12 protein-coding genes are annotated in these 23,303 nt (G+C 70.9%); 9 read left to right on the forward strand and 3 right to left on the reverse strand.

Annotated features, from left to right (window positions below; genetic code table 11):
- Window positions 1–64: 64 nt before the first annotated feature.
- Together ACIBJE_RS09100 and ACIBJE_RS09105 are read right to left on the reverse strand one after the other, a co-directional pair.
- The gene (locus ACIBJE_RS09100; protein ID WP_396745287.1) at window positions 65–3,430 is read right to left on the reverse strand and encodes a CARDB domain-containing protein; all 3,366 of its coding nucleotides are present in this window, start codon (window positions 3,428–3,430) and stop codon (window positions 65–67) included.
- Between the two features lie 328 nt (window positions 3,431–3,758).
- Window positions 3,759–5,801: a glycosyl hydrolase family 28-related protein gene (locus ACIBJE_RS09105; RefSeq protein ID WP_396745290.1), complete on the reverse strand. Its 2,043-nt coding sequence runs from the start codon at window positions 5,799–5,801 to the stop codon at window positions 3,759–3,761.
- A gap of 325 nt (window positions 5,802–6,126) precedes the next feature.
- Here ACIBJE_RS09105 and ACIBJE_RS09110 point away from each other — a divergent pair, with 325 nt between their 5' ends.
- The 7 genes from ACIBJE_RS09110 to ACIBJE_RS09140 all read left to right on the forward strand — a co-directional run bounded on the left by ACIBJE_RS09110 (window position 6,127) and on the right by ACIBJE_RS09140 (window position 20,035).
- Complete coding sequence (locus tag ACIBJE_RS09110; protein ID WP_396745293.1) at window positions 6,127–7,128, forward strand: LacI family DNA-binding transcriptional regulator; 1,002 nt, start codon at window positions 6,127–6,129, stop codon at window positions 7,126–7,128.
- 513 nt (window positions 7,129–7,641) lie between these two features.
- Complete coding sequence (locus ACIBJE_RS09115) at window positions 7,642–9,021, forward strand: ABC transporter substrate-binding protein (RefSeq protein ID WP_396745296.1); 1,380 nt, start codon at window positions 7,642–7,644, stop codon at window positions 9,019–9,021.
- Between the two features lie 82 nt (window positions 9,022–9,103).
- A complete protein-coding gene (locus ACIBJE_RS09120) occupies window positions 9,104–10,066 on the forward strand; it encodes a carbohydrate ABC transporter permease (protein WP_396745299.1) in 963 nt (320 codons plus the stop codon).
- Between the two features lie 8 nt (window positions 10,067–10,074).
- Window positions 10,075–10,962, forward strand: a complete 888-nt coding sequence (locus tag ACIBJE_RS09125; protein ID WP_396745302.1) for a carbohydrate ABC transporter permease — start codon at window positions 10,075–10,077, stop codon at window positions 10,960–10,962.
- 30 nt (window positions 10,963–10,992) lie between these two features.
- The gene (locus ACIBJE_RS09130) at window positions 10,993–12,642 is read left to right on the forward strand and encodes a glycoside hydrolase family 13 protein (RefSeq protein WP_396745305.1); all 1,650 of its coding nucleotides are present in this window, start codon (window positions 10,993–10,995) and stop codon (window positions 12,640–12,642) included.
- Between the two features lie 146 nt (window positions 12,643–12,788).
- Window positions 12,789–15,656, forward strand: a complete 2,868-nt coding sequence (locus tag ACIBJE_RS09135; RefSeq protein WP_396745308.1) for a discoidin domain-containing protein — start codon at window positions 12,789–12,791, stop codon at window positions 15,654–15,656.
- A gap of 95 nt (window positions 15,657–15,751) precedes the next feature.
- The gene (locus ACIBJE_RS09140) at window positions 15,752–20,035 is read left to right on the forward strand and encodes a discoidin domain-containing protein (protein WP_396745311.1); all 4,284 of its coding nucleotides are present in this window, start codon (window positions 15,752–15,754) and stop codon (window positions 20,033–20,035) included.
- A gap of 90 nt (window positions 20,036–20,125) precedes the next feature.
- Here ACIBJE_RS09140 and ACIBJE_RS09145 read toward each other — a convergent pair whose 3' ends face one another.
- Window positions 20,126–20,875 carry an ABC transporter permease gene (locus ACIBJE_RS09145; protein ID WP_396745314.1) on the reverse strand — a complete coding sequence of 250 codons (750 nt, stop codon included), beginning with the start codon at window positions 20,873–20,875 and terminating at the stop codon, window positions 20,126–20,128.
- Window positions 20,876–20,960: 85 nt separating this feature from the next.
- On the opposite strand from ACIBJE_RS09145, the gene ACIBJE_RS09150 reads away from it, so the two are divergent.
- Window positions 20,961–22,253: an MFS transporter gene (locus tag ACIBJE_RS09150; protein WP_396745317.1), complete on the forward strand. Its 1,293-nt coding sequence runs from the start codon at window positions 20,961–20,963 to the stop codon at window positions 22,251–22,253.
- A gap of 109 nt (window positions 22,254–22,362) precedes the next feature.
- On the forward strand, window positions 22,363–23,292 hold the full coding sequence (locus ACIBJE_RS09155; protein ID WP_396745320.1) for a 1-phosphofructokinase family hexose kinase: 930 nt from the start codon (window positions 22,363–22,365) through the stop codon (window positions 23,290–23,292).
- Window positions 23,293–23,303 lie beyond the last annotated feature (11 nt).

Here is a 23,303-nt window from a genome sequence, read left to right on the forward strand (position 1 = left end):
GGTGGGGCCCGCTGGGATGTCACCGCCACTCGCGGATCGGCGACGTCCCAGCGGGCCGGGGGACTCAGCCGCCCGTGATGGAGAAGGTCGAGCCCGGCTGCCGGACGATGTCGCCGTCGGCCGAGTTGGTGATGGTGACGTTGGTCAGCGTGGCGTTGCCACGGGCGCCGCTCATCGCCAGGATGCCGGCCCCGTTGTTCGACCTGTCGATCCGCACGTTGGTGATGGCGACGTTCGGCATGTTGCCGCCGCCGGTCTTGAACTGGATGCCGTCGTAGGTGGAGTCGTGGATCTCGGTGTCCCGGATGGTGACGCCGGGGATGTCGCTACCCGCCGGGAAGAGCGTGATCGCCCCGAATTCCTGGTCCTCGTTCCAGAACACACCGCCGCACCGGTACAGCCCGTTGTTGGCGATCAGCGTCGTGCCCGAGAAGGGCAGGGGACTGTGGTCGGTCGCCAGCATGATGCCCGGGTAGTTCATCGTGTCGGAGATCAGGTTGTTCTCGATCGTGTTGCCGGAGCCGCCGTAGATCGCGATGCCGTTCGCCCGCCAGGGGAGCTGGACGGTGTTGTTGACGAAGTGGTTGTCGCGGCCGACGTCGACCGTGGGGTCCTTGACACGGGGGTTGGCCCAGACCGCCAGGGCGTCGTCGCCGGTGGTGCGGAACGTCGAGTTGAACACCCGCGAATTGCGGGTGCCGTTGGAGAAGTTGATGCCGTCGGCGTAGGTGTTGCGGATCCGCATGCCGGTGAATTCGAGTCCGTCCCCGGGGTTCCAGTACGCGGGGGTGTCCGAGTAGTCCCGTCCGACCCAGGCTCCGACGTTGACGTGCTCGATCCACACGTTGCTGATCTTCGTGTTCTTGCCGAACCGTCCGTTCAGGCCGTGCCCGCGATGGGCGCGGTTGGTGGTCATCCCGAAGATGGCGAGGTCGGAGATCTGGGTGTTGTCGTCGATGTCGAAGCCGACATTGCCCTCGTGCGGGTGGTTGATGTTGCCCACCACGTTCTGCGGCTCGGTCTGGGTGTACAGCTGCGCGTGCCACATGCCCGCGCCACGGATGGTGACGTTGCGGATTCCCTGCTGGTTGTACTGTCCCCGGGTCGGGTCCGGCGAGAGGATCTTCTGCTCCTGCCGCCACTGCCCGGCCGGGATCCAGACGCAGCTGATGACCCCGTTCTGGTCGTCGGTCACGGCGCGCTGGATGGCGGCCGAGTCGTCGATGCCGTCGTCGGGCACCGCGCCGTAGTTCGTGATCGAGGTGCACTCGGCCGGTTTGGCGGCGGCGGGCGCCACCTGCTCCAGATTGACGAGGTCGATGATGTAGAACGACGCCGTGTCCGTCGCGTCCCGCTGGAGCTTGAACCTGGTGCCGGCCGGGTAGGACCGCGACAGCAGCGCGTGCGACTCGTCGAACAGCCGGCGGGCGTCGGCCTGCGGGGTGTTCGTCAGCGACTCGGTGTCGTCGGTGGTGCCGTAGAGCCAGCTGTTACGTGACGAGAGGGTCAACTTCTGCACGAACGTGTCGTTGACGTAGAGGCTGATGCTGGCGTTGATGCCGCCGCCGTTGGGCGCGTCGGGGATGGAGTTGCGCACCACGATCGAGTTGGCCTGGTTGGTCGAGGTGAACTCGACGAACTGCCCGGTGCTGTTCAGTCGCACCGACCTGCGTCCCGAGGACTCGGTGCCGAAGTTGGTGTGGCCGAAGGTGCGCAGCGGGTCGGCCTCAACCAGGATGCCCTGGTAGCGGGCGGCTTCGGCCTCGTACTCGACCCACGGCGTCGCCGCACCCCGCCCGACCACGATCGCCCGGGAGAACGCGTTGTTGGACTCGTTGGTCTCGGCGACGACGTCGGTGGCGTCGGCGGTGGCGGTGACGGTGGCCCCGCCAGCGGTGGCGGTCCACTGGCCGCTCATCGCCACGTTCACCGTCGCTCCGGCGGCCACCGTGGGGGTGGTGGTGTTCAGCGTGGTGCCGCCGACCGCGAGCCGGGTGACCGTGGCGGCGGTCGTTCCACTGATCCCACGGTTGCGTACCGACACGGTGAAGGTGACCGCCGCGCCGACCGCCGGGTTCGAGGGGTTGGTGGCGATGCCGACGACCTGGAGGTCGGGGCCGGGCGCCTGGGCGACCACCAGCGGCGTGGCCGAGGTGAAGGTGTTGTTGTCGTTGTTCTGCTCGGGAACCGTGTTGGCCGGGTCGACCACCGACGAGACGCTGTGGCTGCCCATCGGCTGCGTCCCGACGTTCGCCGAGACGGTGGTGGAGGCACCGGCGGCGAGCGCGCCGACCGGGGCGCCACCCACCACCGTGCCACCGAGCTTGAAGTCCACCCGGGTAGCGCCTGCGGGGGCGGTTCCCGCGTTCCGGACCGTGGCCGACAGGGTGACCGGGGTGGCCTCGTTCACCGAGGCCGGGCTCCAACTCGTCGTGGTGACCACCAGGTCCGGGTTCGGTGCCCACGCCCCCAGCACCTGGAGGTCGGCGACCTGGCCGCCGGGCGCGCCGGTGTTGCCGGTGAACCTCAGCTGCACGTCGGCGACCCGACCGGTGACCGGGATCGTCACCGAGTTCTGGTTGCCGGACGGGCTGAAGGCGTAGTCGGCCGCGGCCTTCAGCGAGGTGAAGCCGGTGCTCGCCGTGGCCCGGCCGAGAACCTGGACGTTCTGGGTACGGGGTCCCCAGATCGGGTCCGGGTTCAGCTTCACCACGATCGCCGTGACGTCGGCGTCGGCGCCCAGCTTCACTGTCAGCGTGGCCGGGAATCCGGCGGACTCCCAGTACGAGGTGGGGCTGGTGTCGTTGGCGTTGGTCGGGACGAAGGTGAAGGTCGACGAGGACGCCTCGATCGGCCTGCCACCGGCCAGGTTCGTGCCGACGGGCGGGTCGACGGGACCACCGCCGCCGTCCACGCCGTAGACCTCCAACTCGGAGATCTGGGCGGCGGGCCAGCCGGTGTTGGCGGTGACGTGCAGCCGTACGTACCGGACGCCCGCCGCGGTGAAGTCGATGGTGACGGTGTTGCCCGAGGCGGGGTTGAACACCCGCCCGGCCGACGCGGAGAGCGTGCTGAAGGTGCTGCCGTTGGTGCTGCCCTGCACGGCGAGGGTCTGTGTTCGGGCGCCCCACTCGGCCATCGGCGGCAGCTTCAGCCTCACCTGGTCGACGGCGACGGTCCCGCCGAGGTCGACCTGCACCCACTGGGGGAAGGCGTGGGGCGGGCTCTCCCAGTACGTGTGCGGGTTGCCGTCGGTGACGTTGGACGCGACGTAGGGACCGTTGGAGCCGCTCGCCGAGGTCGCCTTGCCGGCGGAGAGGTTGGGGCCGCCGGCGGCGAGCGCCGGGGTGGGCGAGATCGCCAGGGCACCGACCAGCCCGGCGGCGAGGAGCCCGCCGACCAGCCGTCGGCTGTGCTTCTTCCGTTTCATGACGCCCTTCCTGAGGAGTACGACAGGGAGCGTGGTGCCGAGGCCGTGCCCCCGGACCGGGGCGGTGCGGGTGCGGTGCGGATGGGTTCGGATGCGGGGGAAGGAGTCGCGGTGTGTGCCAGCACGGGCCGGGACGGCGTAACCCACGCTTATTTCGCTGGTCGACATGGAGATTTCGTAAGCCTGTCGACTTCTTTCAGCGTGATGGCCCTCAATGTTTCAGATGTGCTACCGGTTCGTCAACGGGTCCGGCGGACACCGACCGCACGTGGGCGGCCCCCGGCGACGGGATGGTGGACCGGTCCCGCCGCCGGAGGCCGCCCGGCGGTCACCAGGCGGCGGGCGGTGGCGGCACCACGACCGGCGGTCGGTCGTCGCAGGTGATCGTGTTGGGCAGCTGCCACGGGGCGAGCCATCCGCCGTCGTTGCCACCGAGGTCGGCCAGGCCGAACTCCGAGCCGGCGGGGCTGAAGTGGAAGGAACCGCAGTTGTTGACGCCGACGGCGCCCACGTTCCGGGCGTCGACGTTGCGGAACGACGCCGAGCCCGCCGTCCGGGCGCTCACCACCGAGGTCCCGGTGCCGTCGACCCGGATGTCCGAGAAGCGCACGTTCGTGATGGAGTACTGGTCCTTCACCGCCCACTCGCTGACCAGCATCACCGCGTTGTAGGTGCTGTCCAGGTAGTGGTCGCCGACCACCTGGACGTCGGCGTCGATGCTGCGGTCCAGCGCGTAGAGCCAGATCGCACCGAGGCCGATCTTCCAGTTCAGCTCGTAGGTGCCGGCCCGGACGGTGGTGTTGTCCCTGATCCGGAGGTGGCCGGTGAAGGGCTCCGCGCCGAACCGGGCACCGATCTGGATGGCGCTGCCCTCCCGGACCGGGTCGGCGATCAGGTTGCCCGAGACGGTGTTGTCCGTGCCACCGTAGACGGCGATGCCGTTGGCCAGGACCGGTGACTGGACGGTGTTGCGGGCGATCGTGTTGCCGGCGTTGCCGACCTTCTCGGACCACATGGCGATCGCGTCGTCACCGGTGTTGCGGACGAAGTTGTTCCGGACCACGGAGTTCGTGACGCCGGTGTGGAAGTTCAGACCATCGGCGATCTGGTCGACGATGACGTTGTTGGTGACCCGCAGGTCGGTCATCGGTCCGTCGAACCACAGCCCCACCTTCGTGTGGCGCAGGTGCAGGCCGTCGATGCTGGAGTGGCTCATCGCGCCGCCGACGCCGTTGACCTGGTCGGTGTCGATCCGCTCGCGGACGTCGCCCTCGATCGCGAAGCCGGAGAGGTGGACGTTGCGACTGCCGCCCGTCGACGCGGGCCTGCCGTAGAAGCCGACCCCGGTGTGCACCGAGCCGTCGGGGGCCGGGGTGTCGAGCGTGATCTCGCGTCCCTTGACGACGGTGTACCAGTTGCCCGCGCCGGCGATCGTGACGTCGTCGACGACGATGTGTCGGTTGACCTGGTACGTCCCCGGGGGCAGGTAGACCGGGAGCTTCGTCCGGCGGGCGACGGCGATCGCCCGGTCGATGGCGTCGGCGGAGTCACGCCGGCCGGTGGGGTCGGCCCCGAAGAGCAGGACGTTCGCCGCGATCGGCAGGACGCGGGGCGGGCCGACCAGTTCCGAGTCGAGCAGGTCGATGACCGTCCACGCGGCGATGCTGCGCGCCGGCACCGAGAGCCGCAGCACGCTCCCCGCCGGGTAGGTCCGGTCCAGCCGGAGCCGCTGCTCGTCGTAGAAGTGGTGCGGGCGGAACGGTTTGGTGATCGTCGGGGCGGGGGTGGTGGCCGCCGGGACGCAGGAGCACTCGGTGATCCACCAGTCGGGGTGCAGCAGGTCGGCGGTGGGGTCGTTGGAGAACGGGTACTGGTTGTACAGCCAGGCGTATTCCGAGGTGAGGGTCATGGTCCGGACCGGCCGCTGACCGACCGAGACGTCCAGCGGCGCGGTGATGCCGCCGCCGGTGGGCGCGTCGGGAATGCTGTACCGCACCGTGATGGCGTTGGTGGCGGCCGGCAGGGTGAACTCGACGAACTGGCCCGGTGCCAGGCTGACCGCCCGGCGGCCGGAGGCCTCCGAGGCCAGGGTGTACGCCGTGCGGTCCGGGCCGATCGGCGTGCCGTTCGTCCGGGCGTGCTCCGCCTCCTGTTCGACGAAGCGGACGCCGGCGCCCCGGCCCGCGACGAGCGCCGGGTCGAGAGCGGCCCGGGTGATCACCGGGGCGGGACGCGCGGACGACCGCCCCGCCGCCTGGGCGGCTCCGGCCCCACCGGTCACCGTGGCGGCCGTGATCGCCGCCAGGGCCATCGCCCCGACCGGTCGCCAGCGTGCCGGTCCGCCCGGCCGTCCTGTGGTGGTTCGAGACATCGCGTTATCCGTTCTGCTGAGGACCCGACGACCGTCATCGACGCCGCAGGCGGTCCCCGTCGTGCCGCGGTGGATGTCAGAAGCGAGGCGGGATGGTTGCGGCGATGTTATTTCTACGGTCTGCCAATCTTCAAGCATCCACTTGTGCGGCAATTGCAGGGAAGGTTGCAGGGTGGCCGGTCAACGGAGGGTGCCCGTCGCCGGGGCGCGCGGTCCGCTCGGCGGCAGGTCCTCGGTGTGGCGGTGTTGCCCGCTGCGTCGCCGGTGACGTGACACGTCACCCGGCAGGTCATTTCTTGCAGAACGGGTGCAGTACCATCGCGGCGTGACGAAGCGACTGACCGAGGTGGCGAGGAAGGCCGGCGTCAGCGAGGCCACCGTCAGCCGGGTGCTCAACGGTCGTGGTGGCGTCTCCGAGGCGACCCGTACGGCGGTGCTGACCGCCCTGGACGTGCTGGGCTACGAGCGGCCGACCAAGCTGCGGGGGGAGCGGGCCCGACTGGTCGGGCTGGTGCTCCCGGAGCTGCAGAACCCGATCTTCCCGGCGCTCGCCGAGGTGGTGACCGGGTCGCTGGCCCAGCGCGGCTACACCCCGGCGCTGTGCGCCCGGACGATCGGTGGCGTCTCCGAGGCCGACTACGTCGAGATGTTGCTGGACCACCAGGTCTCCGGCGTCATCTTCGCCGGTGGGTCGTACGCGCTGGCCGACGCCCCGCACGAGCACTACCGGCGGCTGACCGACCGGGGGCTGCCGGTGGTGCTGGTCAACGCGGGGGTGGACGAGCTGAGCTTCCCCCGGGTCTCCACCGACGACGCGGTCGCGGTGGAGCAGGCGTACGGGCACCTGCGGTCGCTCGGGCACAGCCGGATCGGCATGGTGCTGGGCCCGGAGGGGCACGTGCCGTCGCGGCGCAAGCTGGACGCGATGGTCCAGGCTGCGAACTGGGCCGAGGACCGGGAATGCGTGGAACGGTCCAGCTTCTCCCTGGAGGGGGCGCGCGTCGCCGCAGCCAGGCTGATCGTGCGGGGCGTGACCGGCATCATCTGCGCCAGCGACGTGCTGGCGCTGGGGGCCATCCGGGCCGCCCGCCGGTTGGGTCGGACGGTGCCGACCGAGGTGTCGGTGGTGGGCTTCGACGACTCCGCGTTCATGACCTGCACCGATCCGCCGTTGACCACGGTCCGGCAGCCGATCGAGACGATGGGGCAGGCTGCGGTGGACCTGCTGGTCACCCAGATCGAGGGGGCCGGCGTGCTGCACGACGAGTTGCTGTTCGAGCCCGAGCTGGTGGTGCGGGGCTCCACCGCGCCGGCCCCGGGCCGCTGACCTCCCGGACGACCGACCTTCCCGCCGTCGACCTGCGCACGGGTCGCTTAGCTGTCGGTCGACCATGGACTTCGGGTACTACGCAAACGTCGTAATCAGCACCAATCGGGCGCCATGACTCCATGATCGACGGATGGTCGGCGTCGCTGGAGTTTGAGTTCGCCGTCAGCGGTGGGTTTCCGGTCCGTCGGTCGTCCGGCAGCCTCCGCTGCCCGTCAGGCAGCGCGCCCCGTTGTGGCCCGGGGGCGGGTCGCCGGGTGCCGGAGTGTGTCATTCCGGACGATTTTCAAGATCATGTCGGTGTCTGTTGTCGGAAAGTCGTGTCTTTTCAGATCACAGTCGCGACCTTGCCGAGATCAGTCCACCTCGCTACAGTGGCCCCACTCACACCTGACACCACACAGCTCCAGGGCCCGTCACCGCGGACGGGGAGGCAGCAGATCCCCGCCACGATGGCGATCCGGCGAACCGGCGACGGTCACGGAGCCTCACGTTCCCCGAAGGGATGGACAGATGTCCGTACCGCAGTACCGGAAGGTCGCGGCGTTGGCGCTCGTGACCGGCCTGGGGCTCGGCCTCACGGCGTGCTCCACCAAGAGCGACGACTCGGACGCGACCGCCGGCGGCAAGGTCACCATCACGGTCGACTGCCAGCCGGTCGGCTCGCAGAAGGAGCTGTTGCAGAACTGGAACGACGACGTCGTCGAGTTCCAGCGCCAGAACCCGGACATCGTCGTCAAGAGCGTCAGCGTCGGCGAGCAGTGCAACAACCCGCCGGACTTCACCGCCCGCCTCGCCGGCGGCACCGTGACCGACGTGTTCTACGGGTACATGACCGACCTCCAGCAGGTGCTCGACTCCGGTCAGGCGATGGACATCACCGAGTTCGCCACCAAGGACACGATCCCGACCTGGGACAGCGTCGACCCGGCGCTGAAGGAGGCGTTCACCGACGGCGGCAAGCTCTACGCCGTCCCGGTGAAGAACTACTCGATGGGTCTGGTCTACAACAAGGTCCTGTTCCAGCAGGCCGGGCTCGACGTGAACAACCCGCCCAGGACGTGGCGCGAGGTGCGGGACGCGGCCAAGAAGATCTCCGCGCTCGGCAACGGCATCGCCGGCTACGCCGAGTACAGCGCCGGCAACACCGGCGGCTGGCACTTCACCTCGCTGCTCTACTCCCAGGGCGGCCAGGTGCTGACCGAGGACGGCAAGAAGGCCGACTTCAACAACGCGATGGGCAAGCAGGTCCTGCAGAACCTCAAGGACATGCGGTACGGCGACGACAGCATGGGAGCCCGTCAGCTGTTGCAGTGGGGCGACCTGTTGACCAACGCCGGCGCGGGCAAGGTCGGCATGTTCGTCGGCGCGCCCGACGCCACCCAGGCGATCGTCAGCCAGTTCCAGGGCAAGTTCCAGGACTGGGCGATGGGTCCGCTGCCCGGTCAGGACGGCGCGGCAAAGGGGACGCTCGGTGGCGGCGAGGGCTACTTCTTCAAGAAGGGCCTCACCCCCGAGCAGGTGCGCGCCGGTCTGAAGTGGATCGCGTACCAGAAGCTCACGCCGGGCAAGGGCCAGTTCGACTACGTCCGGGCCAAGCCGCAGAACTACCCGGTGGGCCTGCCCCAGCCGCTGCTGTTCGCCAACGGCAGCGAGGCGCAGAAGCAGGAACTCGAGCTGCGCAGGGCGAACGCGAACGTGGACACCACGAACTTCGCGGTCTTCGAGGCGAACCCGGTCCCGATCAAGGGTGAGCCGCGTAACGCACAGGCGATCTACGCGGTCCTCGACGCCGCGATGTCCGGCGTGCTGACGAACCCGAAGGCGAACATCGACGAGCTGCTCACGACCGCCGAGGACAAGGTCAACAAGCTCCTCGCCGCCGAGGGCTGATCCGACGGTGTGGGGCCGGTCGCCCGGCCCCACACCCCGCCGCGCCACACCATCGCCGTCACTGACTCAGGCAGGAGTTGCCTTGGCGATCACCACCGTCCCGGGAACCAGGAGAGAACCGGGTCGCCCCGCGCCGCCGTACCCGCCCGGGCCACGACGGGCCAGCCTCGGCCGGAGGGTACGAGACAACCTCACCGGACACGCGTTCCTGATCGGCGCGGTGATCTGCTTCGCGTTCTTCTCCTGGTACCCGATGATCCGTGGCGTCGTGATGAGCTTCCAGCGCACCCGGCGCGGCGTCACCACCTGGGTCGGCTGGGACAACTACGAACGCATCCTCGCCGACCCGAGCTTCTGGACGGCCTGGAAGAACACGTTCTTCTTCACCTTCCTCGCCCTGGTCCTCGGGTACGCGGTGCCGTTCTTCGTGGCGATCCTGCTCAACGAGTTCCGCCACGCCAAGGGTTACCTGCGGATCCTGGTCTACCTGCCGGTGATGCTGCCGCCCGCCTCGGCGCTCTTCCTCTTCAAGTTCTACGCCTACGACCCCAGTGACGCGGGACTGTTCAACTCGATCCTCAGGGTGCTGCACCTGCCCACGTCGCAGTGGATGCAGAGCGCCGAGATGACGATGCCGGCGATGGTCATCGCGTCGACCTGGATGAACATGGGTGGCGCGGTGCTCATCTACCTGGCCGCGTTGCAGAACATCCCCGGTGAACTCTACGAGGCGGCCGAACTCGACGGCGCCGGGATCTGGCGGCGGATCCGCCACGTGACGATCCCGCAGACCCGGCTGATCCTCGCGCTCCTGGCGATGTTGCAGATCGTCGCCACGATGCAGTTCTTCGTCGAGCCGCTGATCCTCGCGAACGGTACGGGCACCCAGGACTCCGCGACCTCGGTGGCGTACCTCATCTACCAGCACGGATTCTTCCAGAACGACCTCAACGGCGCCGCCGCGCTCGGCGTGATCATGCTCGTGGTGCTGGCCGGCTTCTCCGCCGCCTACGTGCGGCTGAACGCGAAGCAGGACGAGGACTGAGGCGAACGATGGCACACGACACCGGAACCCGGACCCTCATCTCCCATGCCCAGCTCACGCGGGGGCGCGGCCGGATCGTCTACTGGACGCTGCTCACCGTCGTCGTCGTGGGATTCACGCTCGTCTTCCTCGGGCCGCTCTACTGGATGGTCACCGGCGCGCTCAAGTCCGGCCAGGAGATCGCGCAGACCCCGCCCTCGCTGTTCCCGAAGGATCCCCAGCTCCAGAACTACGCCGATGCGTGGCACAACCTGGACCTCGCCAAGCTGTTGTTCAACACGTTCTACTACGCGAGCGGCGCGCTGGTCTTCCAGGTCGTCCTGGACACCGCTGCGGCGTACGCGCTGTCGAAGCTCCGTCCGGTCCTCGGCAACCTGATCCTCGGCCTGATGCTGGCCACGCTGATGATCCCGGCGATGGTTCTCATCGTTCCGCAGTACGTGACCGTGATCGACCTGCCGATCCTGCACGTCAACCTGCTCGACTCGCCGTTCGCCATCTGGCTGCCGGCGGTCGCGAACGCGTTCAACATCTTCCTGCTGAAGCGGTTCTTCGACTCCATCCCGGAGGAGCTGATGGCGGCGGCCCTGGTGGACGGCGCGTCGCCGCTGCGCACGCTGTGGTCGATCATCCTGCCGATGTCGCGCCCCATCCTCGGGGTGGTTTCGATCTTCGCCGTGACGGCGGTCTGGAAGGACTTCCTGTGGCCGAAGCTGGTCATGCCGTCGCCGGAGACCCGGACGGTCAGTGTCGGCATCTACGCCTTCTCGGGCGGCACGCCCATGAACGTGGTGATCGCCGCCTCGGTGATCGCCGCGATCCCGACCGTCGTGGTCTTCCTGATCTTCCAGCGAAACATCATGTCCGGTCTGACCACGGGCAGCCTCAAGGGCTGACCCCACTCCGACGCAGAAAGCAGGGTGCTCGTGACCACAGCAGACGGTAGTCCGTGGTGGCGTGGAGCGGTGATCTACCAGGTGTACCCACGGAGCTTCGCCGACGGTGACGGTGACGGCATCGGCGACGTCGCCGGTATCCGCTCCCGGCTGGACCACCTCGCCGCGCTCGGCGTCGACGCGATCTGGTTCAGCCCCTGGTACCCCTCGCCGATGGCCGACGCCGGCTACGACGTGGCCGACTACCGCGACATCGATCCGGTGTTCGGCACCCTGGCCGAGGTGGAGGCACTGATCGCGGAGGCCCACGCGCTCGGCATCCGGAGCATCGTCGACGTGGTGCCGAACCACTGCTCCGACGCGCACCCCTGGTTCCAGGCGGCCCTCGCCGGTGGCCCGGGCGCGCCCGAGCGGGACCTGTTCTGGTTCCGCCCCGGCCGGGGCCCGAACGGCGACCAGCGGCCCACCGACTGGGTCGGCGAGTTCGGCGGCGAGACCTGGACCCGGACCACCAACCCGGACGGCACCCCCGGCGACTGGTACCTGCACCTGTTCACCGCCGAGCAGCCGGACTTCAACTGGGACCACCCCCGGGTGCGAACGGAGTTCGAGGACGTCCTGCGGTTCTGGTTCGACCGGGGCGTGGACGGCATCCGGATCGACTCGGCCGGGCTGCTGGTCAAGGACGGGACGCTGCCGGAGACCCGGCCGGACCGGCCGCACCCGTTCCGCGACCTCGACGGGGTGCACGAGATCTACCGTGCCTGGCGGCGGGTAGCCGACTCGTACCCCGGCGACCGGGCCCTGATCGGTGAGGTGTGGATGCCGGACCGGCAGCGGTTCGCCAACTACCTGCGCCCGGACGAGCTGCACGCGGCGTTCAACTTCGACTTCCTCGGCTGCGCCTGGGACGCCTCGGCGCTGCGGGAGAGCATCGACGGCACGCTGAGCGCGCACGCGCTGGTCGGCGCGCCGGCCACCTGGGTGCTCTCCAACCACGACGTCACCCGGCACGTCACCCGGTACGGTCGGGCGGACACCACGTTCAGCTTCGCCACCAAGCGCGAGGGGACCCCGACCGACCTGGAACTGGGCACCCGCCGGGCCCGGGCCGCCGCGCTGCTCTCGCTGTCGCTGCCCGGCGCCGCCTACGTCTACCAGGGCGAGGAACTGGGCCTCTACGAGGTCGAGGACATCCCGTACGCGCAGCGCCAGGACCCGATGTGGGAACGCTCCGGCCGGGTCGACCCCGGTCGGGACGGTTGCCGGGTGCCGCTGCCGTGGTCCGGTGACGAGCCGCCGTTCGGGTTCAGCCCCGACGGCGCGGCGGCGCCCTGGCTGCCGCAACCGGCCGACTGGAAGGACCGGACGGTCCAGGCGCAGACCGGCGACCCGAACTCGATGCTGGAGCTGTACCGGGCGGCGATCCGGGCCCGGCGGGCCGAACCGGCGCTCGGCGACGGCGGGTTGAGCTGGCTGCCCGCCCCGGACGGGGTGCTCGCCTTCAGCCGGGGCGGGGGCTTCCGCTGCCTGGTCAACCTCTCCGACGCGCCGGTCCCGCTCCCCGCCGACGGGGAACTGGTGCTGGCCAGCGGGCCGCTCGACGACGGTTTGCTGCCCCCGGACACCGCCGTCTGGCTGCGCGCCGCGCACGCGCCGGAGGAATCCGACCCGACCTGACCGCCCGGCTGCCGGCGGCGTCCGTCCCTGCCGCCGGCACCACGATCCACCCGCCCCGCCCGGGGCGTCGCACGGGACCGGAACGGGGGAGCACCGCCGCACCGCACGGGGGACCTGGCCACCTGACGAAAGGGAGAGCACCGCTCATGGCCGACCACACCACCCCGCACCACCGCCCACCACGTCACCGTCTCCATGCCGGCCTGGCGGCCCTCGCCGCCACCGCCCTCGCCGCGGCCTCGATCACCGTCGTCGCGGTGACCTCCACCGCGACCCCGGCCCGGGCCGCCGGGCTGTCGCCGTTCGACATCCCCGGCCGGGGCGCGACCGTCCCGTTCGTCGAGCACGAGGCGGAGGAGGCCGTCCACACCGGCACCCGGATCGGTCCGGACCGGCGGTACGGCACGCTGCCCTCGGAGGCGTCCGGCCGGGAGGCGGTCACCCTCGACGCGGTCGGCGAGTACGTCGAGTTCACGCTCACCCAGCCGGCCGACGCGGTGACCTTCCGGTACAGCCTGCCGGACAACGCCGCCGGCACCGGCCGGGACGCCAGCATCGACCTGCGGGCCAACGGTGCCCTGGTCAAGAGCGTGCCGGTCACCTCCCGGTACGGCTGGTACTACGGCGGATACCCGTTCAACAACAACCCGGGCGACACCAACCCGCACCACTTCTACGACGAGGCCCGCACCTTCCTCGGCGCCACCTACCCGGCCGGCACGAAGATCCGCCTCCAGGTCTCCTCGACCGCCCAGTCGCCGACCTTCACCATCGACCTGGCCGACTTCGAGCGGGTCGGGGCGGCGATCGCCAAGCCGGCCGGCGTGCTGGACGTGGTGACCGACTTCGGCGCCGACCCGACTGGCGCGACCGACTCCACCGCGAAGTTCCAGGCCGCCGTCGACGCCGGGAAGGCGCAGGGCAAGGCGGTCTGGATCCCCACTGGCACCTTCACGCTCTGGGACCACGTGGTGGTCGACGGGGTCACCCTGCGCGGCGCGGGGCCGTGGTACTCGGTGCTCGGCGGCCGGCACCCCACCGACCGCAAGCGGGCCGCCGGCATCTACGGCAAGTACGTCCCGGGCGGCGGGTACTCCGGCGAGATCCGGCCGCACGAGGCGAACGGGCCGAGCCGCAACGTGACCCTGCGCGACTTCGCCATCATCGGCGACATCCGTGAGCGGGTCGACGAGCACCAGGTCAACGCCATCGGCGGGGCGATGAGCAACTCGGTGGTGGACAACGTCTGGATGCAGCACACCAAGGTCGGGGCGTGGATGGACGGCCCGATGGACAACTTCACCATCCGTAACAGCCGCATCCTGGACCAGACCGCCGACGGCGTGAACTTCCACACCGGTGTCACCAACTCCACCGTGACCAACACGTTCGTCCGCAACACCGGCGACGACGCCCTCGCCATGTGGGCGCAGAACGTGCCGAACGTCAACAACTCCTTCACCTTCAACACCATCGGCGTGACCATCCTCGCCAACCACCTGGTCAGCTACGGTGGCCGCGACATCAAGATCACCGACAACGTGACCGCGGACTCGGTCACCAACGGCGGTGGCATCCACGTCGCCAACCGGTACCCCGGGGTGCAGGGGCCCACCGCCGTCCTGGGCACCTGGACGATCGCCCGGAACACCCTGATCCGTAACGGCAACTCCGACTACAACTGGCGCTTCGGGGTCGGCGCGATCTGGTTCTCGGCGCTCAACGAGCCGTTCCAGAACCCGACCGTCAACATCACCGACACCGACATCCTGGACAGCTCGTACGCGGCGCTGCACTGGATCGAGGGGGAGACCAACGGGATCAACCTCACCAACGTCCGCATCGACGGGGCGGGGACGTACGCCCTCCAGGTGCAGGCCGCCAGCCGGGTCTCGTTCACCAACGTGCGGGCCACCCGGATCGCCCAGGCCAACCCGATGCACAACTGCGTCGGCAGCGGTTTCCAGATCACCCAGGGGGCCGGCAACTCCGGTTGGTACACGTCCACCCCGTACTGCGGGCCGTGGCCGGAGCCGCAGTGGAGCAACGCCCCGACCAGCCCGCCCGGCCCGACGCCGACCACCCCGACGCCGACCTCGACCACCCCACCGCCCACCGGTGGCAACCTGGCCCTCGGCCGACCGGCCACCGCCTCCAGCCACAACCAGACCTACACGGCCGGCAACGCGGTGGACGGCAACGCCGGTACCTACTGGGAGAGCGTCAACAACGCCTTCCCGCAGACGGTCACCGTCGACCTCGGGACCGCCCGCCGGGTGGACCGGGTGGTGCTCCGCCTGCCCGCCGGCTGGGAACGCCGCACCCAGACCCTCGCCGTGCTCGGCTCCACCGACGGGTCGGCGTACACTACGCTGGCCGCGTCGGGCAGCCGCGTCTTCGACCCGGCCGGCGGCAACACCGTGTCGATCCCGCTGCCCGCCGGGGACCGCCGGTTCGTCCGGGTCAGCGTCACCGGCAACACCGGCTGGCCCGCCGCCCAGCTCGCCGAGTTCGAGGTGTACGGCGACGGCACGACCACGCCGCCGCCCACCACGGCCCCGCCGACCACCCCGCCACCCACCACCGCGCCGCCGTCGGGGAACCTGGCCGCCGGCCGTCCGGCCACCGCCACCAGCCACGCCGACGTGTACGTGGCCGCGAACGCGGTGGACGGCAACGCGAACACCTACTGGGAGAGCACGAACAACGCCTTCCCGCAGTCGCTCACCGTCGACCTGGGCACGACGCAGCAGGTGTCCCGGGTGGTGCTGCGGCTGCCCCCGTCGGCGTCCTGGCAGACCCGCACCCAGACGCTCGCCGTGCTGGGCTCCACCAGCGGGTCGACCTACACGACGCTGAAGGCGTCGGCGGGGTACACCTTCGACCCGGCCACCGGCAACACCGTGACCATCACCTTCCCCGCCACCGGCCAGCGGTACCTGCGGCTGACCGTCACCGGCAACACCGGCTGGCCGGCCGGCCAGATCGGCGAGTTCGAGGTCCACCGCTCCTGACCCGGTCGGCCCCCGCCCATCGGAAGCGGGGGCCGGTCGCGCACCCCCCACCCCCGTCCACCTCTCCACCCCCTGGAAGAAGGTGTCGCCTCACCATGTCCAGACTGCGTACCAGAGTCGTCGCGGCGCTCGCCGCGATCGGGCTGGTCCTCACCGGGCCGGCCCCGACCCCGGCCGCCGCGGCCGGCGGGCCCAACCTCGCCCTCGGCCGCACCGCCACGGCCAGCAGCACCAACGCCCCGTACGCCGCCGCGAACCTCACCGACGGCGACCCGAACACCTACTGGGAGAGCAGCGGCGCGCTGCCCCAGTGGGCCCAGGTCGACCTGGGCAGCGTGCAGTCGGTCGACCAGGTGGTGCTGCGGCTGCCGGTCAGCTGGGAGACGCGCACCCAGACCCTGTCCGTGCAGGGCAGCACCGACGGCAGCGGCTTCGCCACCCTGGCCGGCGCGGCCGGACGCGTCTTCAGCCCGGCGGGCGGCAACACCGTCACCGTCAGCTTCCCGGCCACCCCCGTCCGGTACGTCCGCGTGGCGGTCACCGCCAACACCGGGTGGCCGGCCGCCCAGCTCGGCGAGCTGGCCGTGCACGGGGCGACGGCCTCGTCGACCAACCTGGCCGCCGGCCGGACGATGAGCGCCAGCAGCCACGCCGACGTCTACGGCGCGGGCAACGCCAACGACGGCAACCCGGCCAGTTACTGGGAGAGCGCGAACAACGTCTTCCCGCAGTGGCTCCGGGTCGACCTCGGCGCCACGGTCGGGGTGAACCGGCTGGTGCTCAAGCTGCCCACCGGCTGGGGCGCGCGTACCCAGACGGTGGCCGTGCAGGGCAGCACCACCGGGTCGAGCTTCACCGACATCCTGGCCGCCGCCAACCATGCCTTCAACCCGGCCACCGGCAACACGGTCACCCTCACCTTCCCCACCGCCAGCACCCGCCACCTGCGGCTGATGTTCACCGCCAACACCGCCTGGTCGGCCGGGCAGCTCTCCGAGCTGGAGGTCTACGGCCCCGCCACCGGGGACACCCAGCCGCCCAGCGCCCCCGGCAACCTCGCCTTCACCCAGCCGGCCCCGGACCAGGTCCGGCTGACCTGGACCGCGTCCACCGACAACGTCGGCGTGACCGGCTACGACGTCTACGCCAACGGGGTGCTGCGCACCAGTGTCAGCGGGTCCACCCTGACGTACACCGACACCCAGCCGGCGAGCGCGACCGTCGCCTACCACGTCCGGGCCCGGGACGCGGCCGGCAACGCGTCCGCCAACAGCAACACGGTCACCCGGACCGGCAGCACCGGTGACACCACCGCGCCGACCGCCCCGGGGAACCTCGCGTACACCCGGCCCGCCGCCGGGCAGATCCGGCTGACCTGGACGGCGTCCACCGACAACGTCGGGGTCGCCGGCTACGACGTCTACGCCAACAACGCCCTGCGGGCCAGCGTCGGCGGGTCCACCCTGACGTACACCGACAGCCAGCCGGACAGCGCCACGGTCTCCTACTTCGTCCGGGCCCGGGACGCGGCCGGCAACGTTTCCGCGAACAGCAACACGGTCACCCGGACCGGCAGCACGCCCGGCGGCAGCAACCTGGCCGTCGGTAAGCCGATCACCGCCTCCTCGACCGTGCACGTCTTCCAGGCCACGAACGCCAACGACAACGACGTCGCCACCTACTGGGAGGGCGCGCCGGGGGCGTACCCGAGCACGCTGACCGTCGCGCTCGGCGCGAACGCCAGCATCAGCGCGGTCGTGGTCAAGCTCAACCCGGACCCGGCCTGGGGCGCGCGCACCCAGACCTTCCAGGTGCTCGGCCGGGACCAGTCCGCGTCGTCGTTCGGCAACCTGGTCGGCTCGGCCACGTATTCGTTCAACCCGAGCAGCAGCAACACGGTGACCATCCCGGTCACCGCCACCGCCGCCGACGTGCGGTTGCAGTTCACCGCCAACTCCGGCTCGTCCAACGGGCAGGTCGCTGAGTTCCAGGTGATCGGCACCCCGGCGCCGAACCCGGACCTCACCGTCACCGCGTTGACGGTCAGCCCGTCCGCGCCGGTGGAGACCGACCCGGTCACCCTGTCGGCGACCGTGCGCAACGCCGGTCCGGCCGCCGCCGGAGCGTCCCGGGTCGCCTTCAAGCTGGGCGACACGACGGTCGGCACCGCCGCGGTCGGCGCGTTGGCCGCCGGGGCGCAGACCACGGTCACCGCGAACATCGGGGTCCGCAACGCGGGCAGCTACGAGGTCACCGCCGTCGCCGACGACGCGAACGCGGTCATCGAGCAGAACGAGTCCAACAACAGTCGGACGACCGCGCTGACCGTCTCCCCGGTCGCCAGTTCCGACCTGGTGGCCGGCGCGGTCACCTGGTCGCCGGGCACCCCCACCGCCGGCCAGAACGTGACCTTCTCGGTGTCCGTCCGCAACCAGGGCAGCATCGCCTCGGCCGGCGGGGCGCACGGCATCACCCTCACCGTGCTCAACGACACCCAGGGAGTGGTCCGCACCCTGACCGGCTCGTACAGCGGCACCATCGCGGCCGGCGCGACCAGCCCGGCGGTGAACCTGGGCAGCTGGACGGCGGCCAACGGCCGGTACACGGTGCGGGTGGCACTCGCCGCCGACGCCAACGAGCTGCCGGTCAAGCGGGAGAACAACACCAGCGAGCGTCCGCTCTTCGTCGGCCGGGGCGCGAACCTGCCGTACGACATGTACGAGGCCGAGGACGGCCGGACCGGCGGCGGCGCGCAGGTGGTCGGGCCGAACCGGACCATCGGCGACCTGGCCGGCGAGGCGTCCGGCCGGCGGGCGGTGACCCTGAACGGCACCGGCGCGTACGTCGAGTGGACCACCCGGGCGGCCACCAACACCCTGGTCACCCGCTTCTCCATCCCGGACGCCCCGAACGGCGGCGGGATCGACGCGACCCTGAACGTCTACGTCAACGGGGTGCTGCACAAGCCGATCAACCTCACCTCGAAGCACATCTGGCTCTACGGCGCCGAGGCCAGCCCGAGCGACTCGCCGAGCGCCGGCCCGCCCCGGCACCTCTACGACGAGGCGAACGTGATGCTCAACGGCACCATCCCGGCGGGCAGCACGATCCGGCTCCAGAAGGACCCGGCGAACACCACCACGTACGCCATCGACTTCGTCAACACCGAGCTGGTGGCGCCCCGGGCCAACCCGGACCCGGCCCGCTACCGGGTGCCCACCGGGTTCGGCCACGCCGACGTGCAGAACGCCCTGGACGCGGTGCGGATGGACACCACCGGCACCCTGGTCGGGGTCTACCTGCCCGCCGGCACCTACACCACGGCCCAGAAGTTCCAGGTGTACGGCAAGGCCGTGCAGGTGGTCGGCGCGGGGATGTGGTACACCCGCTTCCAGACGCCGACCAACCAGCAGAACACCGACGCGGGCTTCCGGGTCGAGTCGTCGGCGAGCGGCTCCACCTTTGCCCACCTGGCGTTCTTCGGCAACTACACCGTCCGGCAGGACGGGCCGGGCAAGGTGTGGGGTGAGCTGAGGGACGTCGACAACCTCACCCTGGACAACGTCTGGGTCGAGCACACCGTCTGCGCGTACTGGGGGGTGAGCGTCAGCGGCCTCAGCATCACCAACAGCCGCTTCCGGAACACCTTCGCCGACGCGGTCAACATGACCAACGGCAGCACCGACAACCGGGTCGCCAACTCCGAGGGCCGGTCCAACGGTGACGACGCGTTCGCGCTGTTCTCCGCCACCGACCAGGGGGCCAGCACCGGCAACCACGGCAACGTGTTCGAGAACCTCTCCGCGACGCTGACCTGGCGGGCCGCTGGGATCGCCGTGTACGGCGGCTACGACAACGTGTTCCGCAACCTCTACATCGCGGACATGCTGACGTACTCCGGGATCACCATCAGCTCCCTGGACTTCGGGTACCCGTTCATCGGGTTCGGGGCCAGCCCGCCGACCCGGTTCGAGAACATCTCGTTGATCCGGGCCGGCGGCCACTTCTGGGGCTCGCAGACCTTCCCGGCGATCTGGGTCTTCTCCGCCTCGAAGGAGTTCCGGGGCATCCGGGTCTCGGACGTCGACATCGTCGACCCGACGTACTCCGGGATCATGTTCCAGACCAAGTACCGCGCCCCGGATCAGCCGGAGTACCCGGTCACCGACACGGTCTTCACCAACGTGTCGATCTCCGGGGCCCGCAAGAGCGGCGACGCCTTCGACGCCAAGTCCGGTTTCGGTATCTGGGTCAACGAGATGCCCGAGCCGGGGCAGGGCCCGGCGGTCGGCTCGGCCACCTTCGTCAACCTGCGGCTGAGCGACAACCACCAGGACATCCGGAACACCACCTCCACCTTCACCATCAACCGGAGCTGACGCACCGACACGACACCGCCCCGGGGCCGTGGCTCCGGGGCGGTGTCGTGCAGGGTCGGTGAACCGTGTTGACCCCGAGCCGGGCCGTGGTCACGCCGGCCGGAGGCGGCCGTGGGCGACCAGTTCGACGGTGGCGACCACGGCGACCGCCTCCACCGCCAGCAGGCCGACCAGGACGAACAGTTGCGTGACACCGGCGGTGAGCGGGTCGGCACCGCCGAGCAGGACACCGACGAACGCCCCCGGCAGGGTCACCAGCCCCACCGTGCGGGTCTGGTCCAGTGCCGGGACCAGCGCCTGCCCGGCCGCCGGGCGGCACACCAGCAGCACCGCGTCCCGGGGAGGCAGGCCCAGCGCGAGCCCGGCCTCCACCTCGCCCCGGCGGGTGGTGAGTTCGTCGAGGGCCCGACGGCCGGCCAGGGAGGTGGCGGTCATCGCCCCGCCGATCAGGATGCCGGCCACCGGGACGACCGCGATGCCGCGTGGCGGGAGCAGGCCGGTGGCCAGCAACGCCGCCACGACCGGCAGGCTCCCGGCCCCGATGGGCACGGCGGCCCACCAGGTGCGTCCGCCGGTGATCCGCCGGCCGGAGGTCGCCGCCGCCACCGTCCACATGAGCAGGACGAAACCGGCCGTGGCGGCGGCCGACCCGACGATGACGACGATGAGCAGGGACACGGCCGTCAGTTGGAGCGTGGCGCGGACGGCGGCCACCACGATCTGCCGACCGTGTCCGAGCCGGCCGAGCGTCACCACCACCGCCGCGACTGCGGTCAGCACCACCAGCGCGACCGCCAGCCTCGGCCCGGTCACCAGCATCGTCGACGTCATGCGGTCCATGCCTACCCGACACCGGGCCCGGCGTGGATACCCAGGTCGGTCGAGTTAGGTTACCCTCGCCTAACTAATTTGACCGGGAGGACGAGTGGAACACGTACGGGACCGATCCGCGTCGGGCCGGCTGGGCACGCTCACGGCGCTCTACGTCACCCAGTACCTGGGCATCGGTTTCATCACCATCGGCCTGACCGCGATCCTCCGCGACGGCGGCACCTCGCTGGAGACCCTGGCGCTGTTGAACATCGTCGGTCTGATCTGGCCGGTCAAGTTCCTCTGGGCCCCAATCCTGGACCGGTACGGCTCCCGCCGCCACGGCCACTACCGGTCCTGGCTGCTGGTGCTCCAGGGCGGTCTGGTGCTGTCGCTGCTGGCCCTGCTGCCGTTCACCCGTCCCGCCCAGCAGCTCGGCCCGGTCGTCGCGATCTGCGCGGCGTACGTGCTGCTCTCCGCCACCCAGGACGTCGCGGCCGACGCCGTCGCCGTCCGGCTGCTCTCCGCACGCACCCGGGGCACCGGCAACGGGATCCAGGTCGCCGCGAGCTACCTCGGCAACCTGCTCGGCGGCGGGGCCTGCGTGATCGTCTACGACCGATTCGGCTGGGTCCCGGCGATCCTGCTGCTGGCCGTGCTGACCGCCGTCGGCCTGGTGGTGGTGTGGCGGTTCCGCGAGCCGCCCCGCACCGACCGGGTGGCCCGCACCGGCCAGGCGTACCGGGCGCTGCTGTCGACGTTCGGCCAACCCGGCTGCCGGTGGTGGACCTTCGTCGTGGTGCCGCTGGTCTACGTGGGCGCCGGTGCGGCGTACGCGCTGGTCACGCCGGCGCTGGTCGACGCGGGCTGGAGCCTGGAGCGGGTCGGCCTGGTGACCGGTGTGGTGATCAGCGTGCCGGCGATCCTGGCTGGCCTGCTGGCCGGAGCCGGGATCGGCCGGTTCGGCCGCAGCGGTGTGCTCGTCGTCGGGGGCGTGGCCCTGGCCGTCTCCACCGTCCTGCTGCTGCCGCTGCTCAACGGCCACGCGCCGCTCGCCGGCACGGTCGCCGCGCTGGGCTGCTTCATGGCCGCGTACACCGTTCTCAACGTGGTGCTCTACACGGTGAACATGGACTACTCCCGGCCGGGCACCGGTGGCACCGACTTCACCGTGCTGTCGTCGTTCGGGTTGATCTGCTCGTTCCTCGCCGCCTCGATCGGCCTGGCCGGAGCTGACCGGGTGGGCTACCCGGCGGTCGCGGTGGCCTCCGTGGTGCTGGTCGCCGCCGGGGTCGTCGCCGGGCTGCGGCACCAGCGGCGGTTCCACGGCCGGATCCGGCCGGACACCGTCCCCGACGACGCTCCGGCGGTGGCGGTCCCGGAGAAGGGCCGGACGGTCGTGGCGTGAGCCCGGCCGCCCTCGTCGGTCCGGCGGGCCGGACGTCCCGGTGCGACACGCCGGGGCGGGCCGGGCCGCGACACGCGTCAGCGCGCCAGGGTCGGGGTACAGGGGCCCCATGGATGAGCGTGTGATGGTGTTCGCGCCGGCGCCGTTGTTGACCGTGACCATCGAACAGCAGGCCGACGCGGTCGAGCTGCACCTGCACCCCGGCGGGCAGGGCGTGTGGCAGGCGCGGATGATCGCCTCCCTGGGCGTTCCGGTCACCCTCTGCGTGGCGCTCGGCGGCGAGGTCGGCGACGCGCTGCACAAGCTGCTCACCGACGAGGACGTGACGGTCCGGTCGGTGTTCCGGCAGTCCGGCAGCGGCTGGTACGTCCACGACCGGCGCGACGGCTCGCGGGCCGAGATCGCCGAGTTCGCCGGTGCGCCGATGGTCCGCCACGACATCGACGAGTTGTACACCGTCACCCTCACCGAGGGGCTGCGCGCCCCGGTCAGCGTGCTCAGCGGTCCGGCCGACCCGTCGGTGGTCGACCCGGACATCTACCGGCGGCTCGCCGCCGACCTCACCGCGAACGACGCGGTGGTGGTCGCCGACCTGTCCGGGGCGTACCTCACCGCTGTCGTCGAGGGCGGCGTGGCGCTGCTGAAGGTCAGCCACGAGGAGCTGCTGGACGACGGTCTGGCCGAGGACGACGGCGTGGAGTCGCTGCTGGCCGCCGGGCGTCGCCTCCAGGAGCAGGGCGCGGCGTCGGTGCTGATCAGCCGGGCCGGCGAGCCCAGCCTGGGGCTGCTCGACGGCCACGGCGCGGTGGAGGTGCACGTCCCCCGGCTGCAACTGGCCGACCACCGGGGCGCCGGTGACTCGATGACCGCCGGCATCGCGGCGGTGCTCGCCCGGGGCGGGAACCTCGAGGAGGCGGTGCGGACCGGTGCCGCCGCCGGGGCGCTCAACGTCACCCGGCACGGGCTCGGCACCGGCCGGGCCGAGGCGGTCCACGAACTCGTCGGCCGGGTGCGGCTCGTGCCGCTGGACGACAGGTAGGGGAGGGCGGC

This window comes from Micromonospora sp. NPDC050187, assembly GCF_044459745.1.
Taxonomy (GTDB): Bacteria; Actinomycetota; Actinomycetes; order Mycobacteriales; family Micromonosporaceae; genus Micromonospora.

What these genes read in the sequence shown, in the direction of transcription:
- ACIBJE_RS09155 (WP_396745320.1), top strand. Translation starts at nt 22,363, where the DNA reads ATGGATGAGCGTGTGATGGTGTTCGCGCCGGCGCCGTTGTTGACCGTG.
- ACIBJE_RS09125 (WP_396745302.1), top strand. Translation starts at nt 10,075, where the DNA reads ATGGCACACGACACCGGAACCCGGACCCTCATCTCCCATGCCCAGCTC.
- ACIBJE_RS09105 (WP_396745290.1), bottom strand. Translation starts at nt 5,801, where the DNA reads ATGTCTCGAACCACCACAGGACGGCCGGGCGGACCGGCACGCTGGCGA.
- ACIBJE_RS09135 (WP_396745308.1), top strand. Translation starts at nt 12,789, where the DNA reads ATGGCCGACCACACCACCCCGCACCACCGCCCACCACGTCACCGTCTC.
- ACIBJE_RS09100 (WP_396745287.1), bottom strand. Translation starts at nt 3,430, where the DNA reads ATGAAACGGAAGAAGCACAGCCGACGGCTGGTCGGCGGGCTCCTCGCC.
- ACIBJE_RS09140 (WP_396745311.1), top strand. Translation starts at nt 15,752, where the DNA reads ATGTCCAGACTGCGTACCAGAGTCGTCGCGGCGCTCGCCGCGATCGGG.
- ACIBJE_RS09145 (WP_396745314.1), bottom strand. Translation starts at nt 20,875, where the DNA reads ATGGACCGCATGACGTCGACGATGCTGGTGACCGGGCCGAGGCTGGCG.
- ACIBJE_RS09115 (WP_396745296.1), top strand. Translation starts at nt 7,642, where the DNA reads ATGTCCGTACCGCAGTACCGGAAGGTCGCGGCGTTGGCGCTCGTGACC.